The sequence below is a fragment of the Bradyrhizobium sp. HKCCYLRH2047 genome (assembly GCF_051168175.1).
GTDB lineage: Bacteria > Pseudomonadota > Alphaproteobacteria > Rhizobiales > Xanthobacteraceae > Bradyrhizobium.
The window spans coordinates 160,900-174,525 of sequence record NZ_JBNPUM010000011.1 but is presented as its reverse complement, the minus strand read 5'-3'; the positions used below and the strand labels follow the sequence as shown (position 1 = coordinate 174,525).

Annotated in this window: 11 protein-coding genes; 2 read left to right on the top strand and 9 right to left on the bottom strand. The window is 68.9% G+C overall.

The features are described from left to right. Positions 1–63 precede the first annotated feature (63 nt). Both ACQR1D_RS25175 and ACQR1D_RS25170 read right to left on the bottom strand, forming a co-directional pair. Positions 64–1,209 (bottom strand): methyltransferase, encoded by a 1,146-nt coding sequence (locus tag ACQR1D_RS25175; protein ID WP_316237530.1) that lies wholly within the window; start codon positions 1,207–1,209, stop codon positions 64–66. A 527-nt stretch (positions 1,210–1,736) separates the two neighbouring features. After that, positions 1,737–2,606: a polyprenyl synthetase family protein gene (locus ACQR1D_RS25170; protein ID WP_434840075.1), complete on the bottom strand. Its 870-nt coding sequence runs from the start codon at positions 2,604–2,606 to the stop codon at positions 1,737–1,739. A gap of 122 nt (positions 2,607–2,728) precedes the next feature. On the opposite strand from ACQR1D_RS25170, the gene crtD reads away from it, so the two are divergent. Both crtD and ACQR1D_RS25160 read left to right on the top strand, forming a co-directional pair. After that, the gene (crtD, locus tag ACQR1D_RS25165) at positions 2,729–4,258 is read left to right on the top strand and encodes a 1-hydroxycarotenoid 3,4-desaturase CrtD (protein WP_434840074.1); all 1,530 of its coding nucleotides are present in this window, start codon (positions 2,729–2,731) and stop codon (positions 4,256–4,258) included. A 20-nt stretch (positions 4,259–4,278) separates the two neighbouring features. After that, entirely contained in the window at positions 4,279–5,118 is an 840-nt protein-coding gene (locus ACQR1D_RS25160; protein WP_434840073.1) for a hydratase, read from the top strand. Positions 5,119–5,899: 781 nt separating this feature from the next. On the opposite strand, the gene ACQR1D_RS25155 is transcribed toward ACQR1D_RS25160, so the two are convergent. The 7 genes from ACQR1D_RS25155 to bchI form a co-directional block, all read right to left on the bottom strand. Continuing rightward, positions 5,900–6,043, bottom strand: coding sequence for a hypothetical protein (locus ACQR1D_RS25155; protein WP_315803434.1), 144 nt, complete (start codon positions 6,041–6,043; stop codon positions 5,900–5,902). Between the two features lie 117 nt (positions 6,044–6,160). Continuing rightward, entirely contained in the window at positions 6,161–7,201 is a 1,041-nt protein-coding gene (locus ACQR1D_RS25150; RefSeq protein ID WP_434840072.1) for a phytoene/squalene synthase family protein, read from the bottom strand. After that, positions 7,198–8,736 (bottom strand): phytoene desaturase, encoded by a 1,539-nt coding sequence (locus ACQR1D_RS25145; RefSeq protein WP_434840071.1) that lies wholly within the window; start codon positions 8,734–8,736, stop codon positions 7,198–7,200. Before ACQR1D_RS25145 ends, ACQR1D_RS25150 begins: the two co-directional genes overlap by 4 nt. A 52-nt stretch (positions 8,737–8,788) precedes the next feature. Beyond that, on the bottom strand, positions 8,789–9,694 hold the full coding sequence (bchO, locus tag ACQR1D_RS25140; protein WP_434840070.1) for an alpha/beta fold hydrolase BchO: 906 nt from the start codon (positions 9,692–9,694) through the stop codon (positions 8,789–8,791). 33 nt (positions 9,695–9,727) lie between these two features. Further along, a complete protein-coding gene (locus tag ACQR1D_RS25135) occupies positions 9,728–10,696 on the bottom strand; it encodes an alpha/beta fold hydrolase (RefSeq protein WP_434840069.1) in 969 nt (322 codons plus the stop codon). A 136-nt stretch (positions 10,697–10,832) separates the two neighbouring features. After that, the gene (locus tag ACQR1D_RS25130) at positions 10,833–12,575 is read right to left on the bottom strand and encodes a magnesium chelatase subunit D (RefSeq protein ID WP_434840068.1); all 1,743 of its coding nucleotides are present in this window, start codon (positions 12,573–12,575) and stop codon (positions 10,833–10,835) included. After that, entirely contained in the window at positions 12,572–13,618 is a 1,047-nt protein-coding gene (gene bchI / locus ACQR1D_RS25125) for a magnesium chelatase ATPase subunit I (RefSeq protein WP_434840067.1), read from the bottom strand. Before bchI ends, ACQR1D_RS25130 begins: the two co-directional genes overlap by 4 nt. Positions 13,619–13,626: the final 8 nt, after the last annotated feature.

Genomic DNA, 13,626 nt, shown 5'->3' with positions numbered 1-13,626 from the left:
TAGTTACGGATGTGAGGTTAGTCCGACTATGGAGAGTGTCAATATATATTTACAGTTTGAGTGTCAGCTTTTCGCGACAATCACGCTGGCGATCAGCGGGATCCGGGTGCGAAGCACTCGCACCTGCGAAAAACCCGCCGCGTGGAGCAGCTCGCGCAAGCGGGCGGGGCTGCGCGGCCGCCCCTGCCCCATCGCGCGCAGATAGATCTCGAAATAGGCGCTGACGCCATCGCTGCCGCCGGCCGCCTCGCGCATCGGCTCGCCCAGCAGCAGCACGCCATCGTCAGGCAGCGCGGCGCGCAGCTTCGCGAGCAACCGCGCCACGGCCTCGTCGTCGTGATCGTGCACGACCCGAATCAGCGAGATCACGTCCGCGCCGGTCGGGAGCGCATCGTCGTAGAAGCTGCCGGCCGTGATCGTGACGCGATCGGCCAGCCCGGCCTTGGCGAGACGCTCCTGCGCGATCGCGGCGACCTCCGGCAGATCGAACAGCTTGAGCTGCAGCTGCGGCGCAGCCCGCGCGGCGGCGGTCAGGAAGCTGCCGTCGCCACCGCCGACATCGAGCAGGCAACGGTGGCCACTCAAGGGATAGGCTGCGAGGACGACGTCCGCGATCATCGGCTGCGACGCCGCCATCAGCGCCGTGTAGGGCGCGACGCTGTCGCGTGTCAGCGCATCGCCGGTCTTGTCCAGCGCATACGGCCAGTACTGCGCGAGCCGGCGCTCGCGGTCCTGTCCGCGCAGCAGCGCCACGGGATCGGTGAGATCGGCATACAGCGCGGCGTGATGTCGAACCATGGCGGCGATGCCGGGATTGCCGAGCAGCGCCGCGCCGAGCGGCCCGAGCCCGTAGCGCGCCGCACCGCGACGCTCGAGCAATTGCAGCGCGCTCGCCGCCTCGCACAAGCTCTCCATCGCGGCCTCGGGCACCACCGCGCGCGACGCCAGCGCCGCGAGATCGCACGGCCCGGCGCGCAACGTCTCGAACAGATCGAGCTGCACGCAAGCCGCCAGCGTCTGCGAATAGACGAACCCTGCGCACAGGTCGAACAGCTCCGCCGCCCGCCTGCGCGCAATCGGCCGCGTCAACGGAAACGCCGCCGCCCAGCGCTGGAACGCCGCACTCGCGAGCAGCGCGTCGCGCCAGCCGCGCCAGCGATCAATGAGGCTGATCGGGGGCGGAGTGTCGTGGCGGACGACGGTCGACACGGATCAATGCTCCAGTCGGCGGGCAATAGCGCATCGACGCGCACCACTGCCCACCCTCCCCTGGAGGGCAGGGCAATCGCATGTGGCGATCGCCGTTTTGTGCTCGTCTCTCTCCACGTCGTCATGGCCGGGCTTGTCCCGGCCATCCACGTCGGCCGGCATGCTGAGAACGACGTGGATGCCCGGGACAAGCCCGGGCATGACGGAGTAACTAACTTGCAGGATCGTTCGTCGCGACAGCCCGGAATTTCCACATGCGATTGCCCTCCCCTGAAGGGGGAGGGTCACCGCGCGCAACGCGCGCGGTGGGGTGGGGTGAGCCCGGAAACAGGTGAGGATGGGTCGAGGCAACATCAGGTTTGCCGGCACCGGCGCCCGCGAAGCCATCAGCACCACAGGCGCGGACAGTCCGTCACCCCACCCCGCCGCGCATGCCGCTGCGCGCATGCTCGGCGCCCCTCCCCCTCCAGGGGAGGGTGGGCACTGTGCGCGCGGCGCGAGCGTTGCCATTCAACGCGGCCGAAACATCACGCCGCCGACGCCGCGAGGCGGCGCGGCACCAGGCGCTTGGCTTCCTGCTCCATGAGCATGCGCAGCTCGTGCGCGTGGGCGCAGGGCGGCATGGTGCGGATGCCGTCGGCGACGAGATCGTGCAGATAGCTGACGGCGCCGGTGAGCCCATAGATCAGCACAGCGTTGGGCCGGCCATGCGCGGCGTCCTGGCCGACGGGCTTGCCCGCCTCCTCTTCATCGCTGGCGGCATCGTGGATGTCGTCGGCGACCTGATAGGCCTCGCCGATGGTCTCGCCCAGCGTGCGCCACGCCTCCGGATTCTCATGCCCCGCTGCAGCGGCGCCCGACACAGTGGCCGCCGCAAACAGCGCGCCCGTCTTGGAGCGGTGATAGCGCGACAGGTCGATCTGCGGCTCGCACTCCCAGGCTTGCCCGGCCGAGATGCCATGCGGCACGCCGACGGCATCGCCGATGGTCGCGATCAGCTGCGCCAGCCGCAGCGGCGAGCAGCGCGACTTGGCGAGCGTCTGGAATGCGAGCACGATCAGCGCATCGCCCGCGAGCACCGCGAGCGGCTCGCCGAACGCGGCATGCACCGAGGGCCGCCCGCGTCGCAGCGCCGCGTTGTCGAAGCACGGCAGATCGTCATGCACCAGCGAGGCGCAGTGCAGCAGCTCGATCGCGGATCCCGCCGCATCGGTCGCGGCCGGCTCGTCGTCGCCGCAGGCGCTGGCCACCGCATGACAGAGCCGCGGACGAACCCGCGCCCCCTTGGGAAACACCGCGGCCTGCATGGCGGCCGAGAGGCGCGGCGGGCATCCGGGCCGATCGGCCAGAGCGACCGCTGTGACGAGGGATTTCTCGATCCGGGCCATCACGTCCATGCCAGCCTCCCCTGCCGCGAGGCCTATGCCGGTCCTCGCCTATGTAAATTTCAACTTACACCCATACTGTAAATCATGCTAGACATTTCCTGCGTCAGGCCGAGCGGACAGGAGCACAAGCGATGGCCGATCACCGCGTGATCGTGGTTGGCGCCGGCATCGCCGGCCTCAGCGCCGCGCTCACCCTCGCCGCGCGTGGCGCCGAGGTGACCGTGATCGAGCGCGCCGCCGCGCCTGGCGGCAAGATGCGCCAGATCGCGATCGGCCCTGCCCGGATCGACTCCGGCCCCACCGTGTTCACGATGCGCTGGGTGTTCGAGGAGCTGTTCGCCGACATCGGCACATCGCTCGACGATCACCTCACCCTCACCCCGCTCGACGTTCTCGCCCGCCACGCCTGGACCGATCGCCGCACGCTCGATCTGTTCGCCGACGAGGACCGGTCCGCTGACGCCATCGGTCGTTTCGCCGGACGCAGCGAGGCCGAGGGCTATCGCGCGTTCTGCCGCGACGCCCGCCGCATCTTCGAGGTGCTCAGGGATCCCTTCATCCGCACCCCGGCGCCGAGCATGACGCATCTGCTGCGCAATGCCGGCTTCCGCGATCTCACGGCGATCCGTCCGTTCCAGACGCTGTGGAAGGCGCTCGGGGGCTATTTCCGCGATGCCCGACTGCAGCAGTTGTTCGGCCGCTACGCGACCTATTGCGGCTCGTCGCCCTTCCATGCGCCGGCGACGCTGATGCTGGTCGCCCATGTCGAGCAGGCCGGCGTGTGGCTGATCGACGGCGGCATGCACGAGCTCGCCGCGTGCCTCGCGGCGCTGGCGCGGCGCCACGGCGTCAGCATCCGCTATGACGCCGAGGTCGCCGGCATCGTCACGAGCGCCAGTCGCGCCGCGGGCGTACGGCTCGCGACCGGTGAGCAGATCACCGCCAACGCCGTCATCGCGACGGCCGATGTCGCCGCGCTGGCGCAGGGGCTGTTTGGCGCGGACGCCGCGCGCGCGCTGCCGGCGATCCCGCAGTCCGCGCGCTCGCTCTCGGCGATGACCTGGAGCTGCCTCGCGCGGGCCGACGGCTTTCCGCTGGTGCGGCACAACGTGTTCTTCTCGCGCGACTACCGCGCCGAGTTCGATCAGCTGATCGACCGCCGCGCGATGCCGGCCGAGCCCACCGTCTATGTCTGCGCGCAGGATCGCGACGACCAGCCGCGCGAGGCCGGCGGCAACGAGCCGCTGTTCGTCCTGATCAACGCGCCCGCGTCAGGTGATCATCATCGCTTCGCTCCCTCGGAGATCAGCCAATGTGCCCGCCAGACCTTCGACCTGTTGCAGCGCTGCGGCCTCAGCATCGCGACGACGCCGGAATTGACCCGCGTGACAACGCCGACGGACTTCAACCGGATGTTTCCGGGCACGGGGGGCGCGCTGTACGGCCGCAGCTCGCACGGCTGGATGGCATCGTTCCAGCGGCCGGGCGCGCCGACCAGGCTGCCGGGGCTCTACGTGGCGGGGGGCAGCGCGCATCCGGGACCGGGCGTGCCGATGGCGGCGCTGTCGGGCCGGATGGCCGCTGCGCGGGCGATCGCGGACCTTGCTTCGACCGCATTGTCCCGGACCACGGCTATGCGTGGTGGTATGTCGACGCGCTGAGCGATGACGGCCGCTTCGGCATGACGCTCATCGCCTTCGTCGGCAGCGTGTTCTCGCCGTACTACGCGTGGGTGCGGCGGCGGGGAGCGGCTGATCCCGAAAATCACTGTGCGCTCAACGTTGCGCTCTATGGCGCGCGCGCGCGGCGCTGGGCCATGACCGAGCGCGGACGCGGCGCAATCACGCGCGAGCCTGCGAGCCTCGGGCTCGGTCCGAGCAGCCTCGCCTGGAACGGCCGCGAGCTCACCATCGAGATCAGCGAGGTCAGCGTGCCCTGGCCGCTGCCGCTGCGCGGTCGCGTCCGCGTCGTGCCGACGGCGCTGAACGAGATCGCGTTCACGCTCGATACCGAGGGACGCCACCGCTGGCAGCCGATCGCGCCATGCTGCCGCGTGTCGGTCGATTTCGATCATCCGGATCTGCACTGGCGCGGCGACGGCTATTTCGACATCAACCATGGCGACGCGCCGCTGGAGCGCGACTTCCAGAGCTGGCAATGGTCGCGCGCGGCGACGCGCACCGGCACCGTGATCTCCTATGACACGGTCGCGCGCGACGGCGCCGATACGTCGCTCGCGCTGCACGTCGACCCCGCGGGCCGTCTGGAATCGATCACGCCGCTCACGGAGGCGCCTTTGCGCAAGACGCTGTGGCGCGTCGACCGCAGCGCCCGCGCCGACGCCGACGCACCGGTGCGCGTCGTGAGCACGCTGGAGGACGCCCCGTTCTACGCGCGCTCCCATCTCGCCGCCCGTCTGCACGGCGAGGATGTCGCGGTGATGCATGAGAGCCTGTCGCTCGACCGCTTCCAGATGCCGATCGTGCAGGCCATGCTGCCGTTCCGGATGCCGCGGTGGTGAGGGCCGGAGAGGACGAGGTTGATCAAGAGGCCGATAAGAACGCAAACGCTTCGCCCCAGGGCGTGTGCTTTCGCGACAAACCAACAGGTGTCGTCCCGGACAAGCCGTGACGCGCCCCAGCGCGTCACAGCGCCGATCCGGGATCCATACGCCGCGGCCTTAATGATGGGCAAAATGCCAATAGCCAGCCTGCCTCAAACCGCTCCCTGGGGGTATGGGTCCCGGCGTTCGCCGGGACGACGACTGAGAACATGGCGCCGACTTCCGATAAAAATAAATCTCTTGCGATTTTTCGTGAATCATGATTATCTCCGCGCATCCCGCCTCACCGCAGAGGGGCGTAGCGCGCGATCGTCACGACACGCGAGGTGGGGATGCGATGGCCGCGATGTTGCCGCAGCGTGTCTTCGGATGCGCGGACGAACGGCAGCTTGCGGACGTGAAATCGCAGCGTCCTGATACCCCGACGCTGGTATCAAGCCGCGATGGCGCTGATGTGCCGCGTGGTGATGGTGGCCAACAAGCCCGGCGCACCAGGGAGACTGCGTATAAGCGTGAAGACCGTCGCGCAGGGAATGCCGGTTGAACCGGCTTTGCCTGTGGTACCTGCCGCCTGCATTTTTTCTGCAGGCGGGCCATGGGTGGGGCCTTCACCCGGCATTCCCTGCGCCCTCTGCACTCTCGCGAGGGACGACCTGATCGCAAAGCTCGGGCAACATCTGCCGCGAGAACGCGAAGCTATGTCGATCGCTGTTTGAGACGTGAATCCGCCTCCCCCACCCTACCGCTTCTCCGCTTCGCGTTCCCTGGCCTCGCGCTCGGCGCGCTGGCGGTCGAGGCGGCGGCCCTGCCATTCGAGCACGAGCCAGCCGGCGATGCACATCGCGACGACGACGAATTCGAGCAGGCCCCCCATCTCGCTCATGGCGCGTCACTCGCGGGTCTGACCTTGGCCTTCCGCATCTGAGCGTCTCACGCGCGGCTTTCCGAGCGCTGCAATCCGCGCCGGCCGCCTTACCGTCATGCCGACGACCTCGCCTCGCTACGACGACCGCCCCGAGCGCAACAACTGATCGCGTCGCTCCAGGCGCTCGAACAGGTCGAGCACCCACAGCGCGCGATCGTGAACAGTCCGGCGCGGCGGCGCGATCTCGTGCGGGCGCTGCGCATCCGCCGCGACGACCGCCTCGATCAAAATGCGCGCCTCCGGCCGCGGCGGCGCCAGCGACGGCTGCTCCTGCAGCAGCGACATCACCGCGGCCTTGCCGAGAAGCTGCAGCTTGCGCGGCATCGAGACGAATGCGCGCCGTGACAGCGAATCGAATTCGGCACGTGCGACCTCGCGGCCGATCTCGGCATAGATCAGCCGCGCCGCATGGATGCCGGGCCGGCAACTCCACGGCAGATCGGCGATGCCTGCGGAAGCGCGCGCATAGAACACGTCGGCGACTGCGAGCAGTCGCGCGGTGACCCGGCCGATGCGGTCGTCGAAGAACGGCGCGGCACGCCAGGTCTCGACATCGAGACCCGCCTCGCGCAGCCATTGCCGCGGCAGATAGAGCCGGCCGGCGCGCGCGTCCTCGCCGACGTCGCGGGCAATGTTGGTGAGCTGCATGGCGATGCCGAGGTCGCAGGCGCGTCCGATCGTCCCGGCCTCGCGCCGGTTCATCAGCAGCGACATCATCACGCCGACCGTGCCGGCGACGCGCACGGCATAGGCGAGCACGTCGCTCAGGGTCTCATAGCGGCGCCCCTGGGCGTCCCAGGCGAGACCTTCGAGCAGCGCCTCCGGCAGCGCGCGCGGAATCGTGAAATGCGCCACGACGCCGGCCAGCGCGCGATCGACGGGACTGTCGTCCGGCGCGCCATCATAGATCCGGTCGAGCCGTTCGTGCAGCAGCTCGACGGCGTCGACGCGGCGGCCGGGCCCGTCGATCGCGTCATCGGCCTCGCGGCAGAACGCGTAGAGTGCGACGGCGGGATCGCCGACCGCGCGGGGCAGCACTTTCGAGGCGGCAAAGAACGTCTTCGATCCGCCCCGCAACATCCGCCGACAGATCGCAATGTCCGTTTGCCAGCTCATCGCCGCTCCAGCTCATGCGGCGCGGGCACGAGATCATCGAGCACACGCGCCGAGGACAGCACGCCCGGCAGGCCGGCGCCGGGATGGGTGCCCGCGCCGACCAGATAGAGCCGCTCGACCTCTTCGCTCTTGTTGTGCGGCCGGAACCAGGCGCTCTGCATCAGCACCGGCTCGAGCCCGAACGCCGCGCCGCGATAGGACGACAGGCGATGCTCGAAATCATCCGGCGTCAGCAGCCGCGACGTGACGATCTCGCCGGCAAGGTCCGGCAGCAGCGTGTCGCTCAGCGCGGTCTCGATCCGCTTGCGGAACGGCTCGGCCGTCGCCGACCAGTCGATGCCGCTCTCCTGATGCGGCACCGGCGACAGCACGTAGAAGGCATCGCAGCCGTCGGGCGCCAGCGACGGATCGGTTGCGGTCGGCCGGTGCAGATAGAGGCTGAAATCATCCGCCAGGACCTTGCGGCGGAAGATGTCGTCGAGCAGCTCGCGATAGCGCGGGCCGAGCAGGATGGTGTGATGCTGAACGTCGTCGTAGCGGCGCTTCGTGCCGAAATACCAGACGAACAGGCTCATCGAATAGCGCGCACGGTCGATGCGCGCATCGGTCCAGCGCCGGCGCGGCACGCTCGGCAGCAGATGCTTGTAGGTCCAGGCCGCGCAGCCATTGGAAACGACGACGTCGGCCGCGATCGTCTCGCCGGAGGCGAGTCGCACGCCGGTGGCGGCGCCGTTCCTGGTCGTGATCTCCGCGACGGGGGTCGAACAGCGCACCGCACCGCCCTGCCCCTCGATCAGGTCGACGAGTCCCTCGACGAGCGCGCCGGTGCCCCCCATCGCAAAGTGCACGCCCCAGCGCCGCTCGAGATAGGCGATCAGGCAGTAGATCGACGTGGTCGTAAACGGGTTGCCGCCGATCAGCAGCGGATGGAAGCTGAGGATGATGCGCAGCCGCTCGTCGCGGACATAGTGCGAGACGAGGCCATAGACCGAGCGAAAGCTCTGCAGCTTGATCATCGCCGGCGCGATCTTGGCCATGTCCATGAACGACAGGAACGGCACGTCGCCAAGCTCCTCGAAGCCCTTTCTGAAGATCGCCTCGCTCGCCTTCATGAAGCGCTCGTAGCCGTCGACGTCGCCGGGCGACAGCCGCGCCACCTCGGCGCGCATCTCGGCCGGGTCGCCCGAGCAGTCGAACACGGTGCCGTCGTCGAACCGGATGCGATAGAACGGCGAGATCGGCTTGAGCGTGACGTCGTCGGACATCCTCCGACCGCACAGCTGCCATAGCTCCTCGAACAGGAACGGCGCGGTGACGATGGTCGGGCCGGCATCGAAGGTGAAGCCGTCCTGGCGATGCACATAGGCGCGGCCGCCGGGCGCGTCGAGCTGCTCGTAGACGGTGACGCGATAGCCGCGCGCACCGAGCCGGACCGCTGCGGCGAGGCCGCCGAAGCCGGAGCCGATCACCACCGCATGCGGCCGGTCTCCGAGCGCAGCCGGGACAGCGGCCTTGATGGTGGAGACGTCGAGCATAGGCGAAAGCGTAAATTGAAATTGACGCTTCCGCCAGCCAAAAAATGTCAATCTAGTTTGACGTTTCCTGCTGCACTGCGAGCACGCCGGCGCGCTCGGCGGCGTTGACGATCAGGCCCGCAATCCTCGCCGGCTGCTCCTCATGGGCCAAATGACCAAGGCCATCAATGAGTTCGAGCTGCGCCTGAGGCACCGATTGCTGGACGCGACGCGCGACGTCTGGCGGAATGGCACGGTCATGCGCGGCCGCGACCATAAGCAGCGCGGTCTTCAACCGCGGCAGCTCGCGCCCAAGCGGATGCAGGTCCCAGTTCGCCATCATCTCGAGCGCGGCGCCGACATGGCCGGGGCTGCCGACCAGCCGCCGATACAGCCGCTCGCCTGTCGCGTCGATCGTCGAGCCGGTCCCCTTCAGCAGCCGATGCACCGCCGCCGGATCGCGGCCCCGCCAGGCGAACAGCCGCGGCACCAGCGGATTGAGCGCCATCATCTTGGCGAGCGGCGACAGGAACTGCGCGGCCGCGCCGCCGAACGGCAGATAGGCGCCGTTGAGGCTGACGATCAGCTTCGGCGTGATCAGGCCATCGAGCGTCATGCGGGTCAGGATCGCCGCGCCCGCGGAATGGCCGATCGCGATTTCAGGCGCGATCGCAAGCTTCTCGCAGAGGCCAGCGAGATCGCGCGACATGCCGTCGAGCGACAGCCGCCGCCAATGCGGCGTGGAGGTGAAGCCGTGGCCGGAGAGATCCGGCGCGACGACGGTGAAGTGCCTGGCGAGCAGCGGCGCGAGATCGCGCCAGGAATGGGTCGCGGCTCCGGTGCCGTGGGCGAGCAGCGCGACTGGCCCCTCGCCCATGATCTGAACGTGCCAGCGCAGGCCCGCGGCCTCGACGAAGCGGCTGGCCGCCCGGTTGGGCCAGTCGCTGCCGTCGACGCTCCAGTTCGGCTTGTCGCTCATGCCGGCCCACGCGGTTGGACGCCGCCGGCACCGTCAACGATCGGCCGCGCGCGTCAGGAAATCATCGTAGCTGGCGACGACTTTATCAAGCTGTTCGAAATGCGGCATCGCCCCGGTCTGCATCACCTCGATCCGCCAGTTGGGCAGAGCCTCGACGGCGTGCTTGCCGTGATAGTCGACGAAATCGCCGCGCACGCCATGCACCATCCAGACCGGCATCGCCAGTGCCTGGTAGAGCTTCACGGCATTGGTGCTGAACAGATAGCCGGAGACGAACGAATACGGCGCGTTCTCGGCGCCGGGCTGGTGCGTGGTGATGTAGTCGTATTCCAAAAGGCCCTCGTCGATGTCCTTGCGACCAAAGGTCTTCTGCAGGAAAAAACGAATGCTGGCGCGCGAGGTCAGCAGGGTGAAGAATCCGTGCTTCCACAGGGGGACGTTGAGGATGTTGCGCACCCATGGCATGGCGCGGGTCGTGTCCTTGTTGCCAGCCGTCTTGGCTGCGGCCTCGGCGCGGCGATCGAAGCCGGTCGGGCTGAGCAGCGCCAAGGTGCGAAACAGGTTCGGCGCCTCGGTGCCGGCGCGCGCGGCGAACTCGCAGCCGAGCGACAGCGCGATGGCGTCGATCGCGGCGTCGCCATGACGGCGGCGAATCTCGTTCGCCGCGAGCAGGATCGCGTCGGTCATGATGCGCGGTGTGTAGATGCGATCGGCACGGTCGGACAGGCCGAAGCCCGGCAGATCGAGCGCATAGACGGGACGCGTCTGGCGGTAGTGCTCGAACAGCGGCTTCATCTCGTAGGCCGTCGCCGCGGCGTTGACGCTGTGAATGAGCAACAGCGGCCGTCGATCGCCCGGCGCCGCCGGGCCATCGCCATAGCAGGTGATGCGTCCGACGCGCGCATCCGTAAGTTCGAAGCGCGGCGCGGACAACGGCGGGGGCATCGTGACCACGCCCGGAGCAGAGGCATGATCACTCTGTGTGGTCGAAGCGACCTGCATGGCGTGCTCCTGTCTGGCTTTTTCCTGCGGATAGCAGAGTCCACCACTGCCGACCGACCGGGACGAGCATAGCGATGACCGAACGTCTTGTCAGTCACCGTTGGAACGCCGCTTGACGCCGCGGGTTCCAGCGCCGTCAGCCGCGGCCGGCTTGCGCCATGACGGCCTGCGACAACCGTGCGGCATCGGCATGAGGCAGCGCGACGTAACGCGCTTGCATCGCACCGGCGAGCTGCGCGGCCTTGTCCTGCGGGCGAGGCGAGGAATCGACCAGCACGACCGGAATGCCGGTCAGCGCGAGCTGCTTCGCAGCGACCAGCGCCTCCGCCTCGGCCTCGCCGCGGCCGCCGCCATCGCGCGCGACATTGGCCCGGCCGTCGGTCATCAGCACGATGGTCGGCGCCTGGCCCTTGGCCTTCACGGCGAGCGCGAGCTCGGTGGCGGCGAAGATCGCCGCCGACAGCGGCGTGCCGCCGCCGCCGGGCAGCGCCGCGAGACTGCGCTTGGCGCGCGTCAGCGAGCGCGTCGGCGGCAGCAAGAGCTCGGCGCCCTTGCCGCGAAACGCGATCAGCGCGACCTCGTCGCGGCGGATGTAGCATTCGGCCAGCAGCAGCTCGACGGCGCCCTTCACTTCCGCAAGCCGCTGCAAGGCCGAGGAGCCGGAGGCATCGACGACGAAGATCGTCGTGGTGCCCGAGCGCAGCTTGAAGCGGGTGATGCGAATGTCGTCCTTGTGCACGATCAGCCGGCCGCTCTTGCCGGAACGTTGCGTCCGCCGCCGCAGCGGCTGCCACGGCGCTGCCGCGCGAAGAGTCTCAAGCACGTTGAGCCGCGCGCCGGCGCGCCATTCGCCACGACGGGCGCCGATCGGACGGCCGCGCTTCGGCGCCTTCTGAGCGGTGCCCTGCTTGCTGACGCTGCTGCTGCGGATTCGGGTCGCGCGTTCCTCCTGCAGCCGCTTCAGCAGGTCGAGTGGAATGGCCGCCTGCGCCGCTTCGAGCACGCGATCCTCGAGCGGACCGTTCTCGCTGCGGTCGTCGTCCTCACTCTCGGCCGACTCATTCTCGGGCTCCGGCGCCTCGCTGTTCTCGGTCTCGTCATCCGCTGCAGGCAGCCGGGTGGCGCGCGGCGCCAGCACCAGCCGCGCGGCGCAGGCGACGTGCGAGTCTGCGACTTCGACCTTGCCATCAAGCGCCGCTGCGATGCGCGCGACGCGACAGGCGAGCAACGGCGCGCGCAGCGAGTCGATGCCGAGCGCACAGGCCGTCGTCGTCAGCGCCGCGATCGCCTCGTCCGGGAAACGGACCTGCGGCAGCAGCGCACGCGCTGCTGCGATGTCGGACGAGTCGAACAGGCTCTCGCCGAGATCGACGCGCGCAACTTTGCTGAGATCGAGATGGCAGGCCAGGCGGTCGGCCAAGGCAGGCGACACGCGCTCATCACCGATGCCCTCGTCGAGCGCAATCAGTCCGAGCCGAGCCGGCGCGCGCAGCGACATGCCATCGCGCTCGATGCTGATAGCCCCGGTGTCGAGGGCAACACAGAGATGTGCGACCGTCGACTGCGACATGCGCTCGGCCATCACGGCGATCAGCCCGCCGCCATCGGCATCGGCGAGCAGCCCACGTTGCAGCACCGGCCGCCCCGCCTGCAACGTCGCGGCAAGATCGATGCCGCCAAGCAGGCGATCGTCGGAGATCGACGGCGGCAGCTTGCGCAAAGGCGTCGACGACGGCATCAAGTCGTGCAACAGATCGAGCCACTGATCGCGCACCGGTCCCGCGCCCGCACGCAACAGCACCGACGCGGCCGGCGGATCGATCGCCACCAGCGCGGCCGCGATCATCGCATCGGCCCAGATCGTAGCGCCGTCGCTCACGTTGCAAACAGCTCGGCGAGCGCGCGCTCGACCCGCACCGACGAGCCGGAATCGTCGAGCGGATTGCGCCTGAGACGGTGCCGCAGCGCCATCGGCGCCACCGTCTTGAGATGGCCGTCATCGACCGCCTTAACGCCGTCCAGCGCCGCCGCGGCGCGCGCCGCACGCATCAAGGTGAGCTCGCCGCGCAGGCCATCGGTGCCGAGCGCCATGCACAGCCGCGCCGCCTGCTCCAGCTCGCGATCGGCGACTTTCACCGAGCCGATGTGCTCGCGCGCGGCCAGGATGCGCTTGCGCTGCTTGGCCTCCTCCTTCTCCCAATGCCCGACGAACGCCGTGGGATTTGTCTCGAACGCGTCACGCCGCTTGATCACCTCGATGCGCGTCGGCAGGTCAGGGGGCGTCTTGACCTCGACCGAGAGACCGAAGCGATCGAGCAGTTGCGGCCGCAGCTCGCCCTCCTCCGGATTACCGGTCCCGACCAGCACCACGCGCGCCGGATGGCGGATGCTGAGGCCATCGCGCTCGACGACGTTCTCGCCGGAGGCGGCGACGTCGAGCAGAAGATCGACGAGATGATCCTCCAGCAGATTGACCTCGTCGATATAGAGAAAGCCTCTGTTGGCGCGCGCCAGCAATCCCGGCTCGAACGATTTCTCGCCATGAGCCAGCGCACGCTCCAGATCGAGCGCGCCGACGACGCGGTCCTCGGTGGCGCCGAGCGGCAGGTCGATCACCGGCACCGGCACCTGATGCGCCTTCAACGCCGCCGGCTTCTTCGCCTTGCCGCTCGGCTTGGAGCGCGCGCGACACGCGGCGCATTGCGCGGCGACGTCGGCCGGATCGCATTGATAGGGACAGCCGACCACCGCGCTCATCGGCGGCAGCAGCGCGGCGAGCGCGCGCACCGCGGTGGACTTGCCGGCGCCGCGATCGCCAAAGGCCAGCACGCCGCCGACCTTGGGATCGACGGCAGCGATCATCAGCGCCAGCTTCATCTCGTCCTGGCCGACGATGGCCGAGAACGGAAAGGCGATTCCCATGAGCGTCC

What these genes read in the sequence shown, in the direction of transcription:
- ACQR1D_RS25170 (WP_434840075.1), bottom strand. Translation starts at nt 2,606, where the DNA reads ATGGACGTGATGGCCCGGATCGAGAAATCCCTCGTCACAGCGGTCGCT.
- crtD (WP_434840074.1), top strand. Translation starts at nt 2,729, where the DNA reads ATGGCCGATCACCGCGTGATCGTGGTTGGCGCCGGCATCGCCGGCCTC.
- ACQR1D_RS25160 (WP_434840073.1), top strand. Translation starts at nt 4,279, where the DNA reads ATGACGCTCATCGCCTTCGTCGGCAGCGTGTTCTCGCCGTACTACGCG.
- ACQR1D_RS25155 (WP_315803434.1), bottom strand. Translation starts at nt 6,043, where the DNA reads ATGAGCGAGATGGGGGGCCTGCTCGAATTCGTCGTCGTCGCGATGTGC.
- ACQR1D_RS25150 (WP_434840072.1), bottom strand. Translation starts at nt 7,201, where the DNA reads ATGAGCTGGCAAACGGACATTGCGATCTGTCGGCGGATGTTGCGGGGC.
- ACQR1D_RS25145 (WP_434840071.1), bottom strand. Translation starts at nt 8,736, where the DNA reads ATGCTCGACGTCTCCACCATCAAGGCCGCTGTCCCGGCTGCGCTCGGA.
- bchO (WP_434840070.1), bottom strand. Translation starts at nt 9,694, where the DNA reads ATGAGCGACAAGCCGAACTGGAGCGTCGACGGCAGCGACTGGCCCAAC.
- ACQR1D_RS25135 (WP_434840069.1), bottom strand. Translation starts at nt 10,696, where the DNA reads ATGCAGGTCGCTTCGACCACACAGAGTGATCATGCCTCTGCTCCGGGC.
- bchI (WP_434840067.1), bottom strand. Translation starts at nt 13,618, where the DNA reads ATGGGAATCGCCTTTCCGTTCTCGGCCATCGTCGGCCAGGACGAGATG.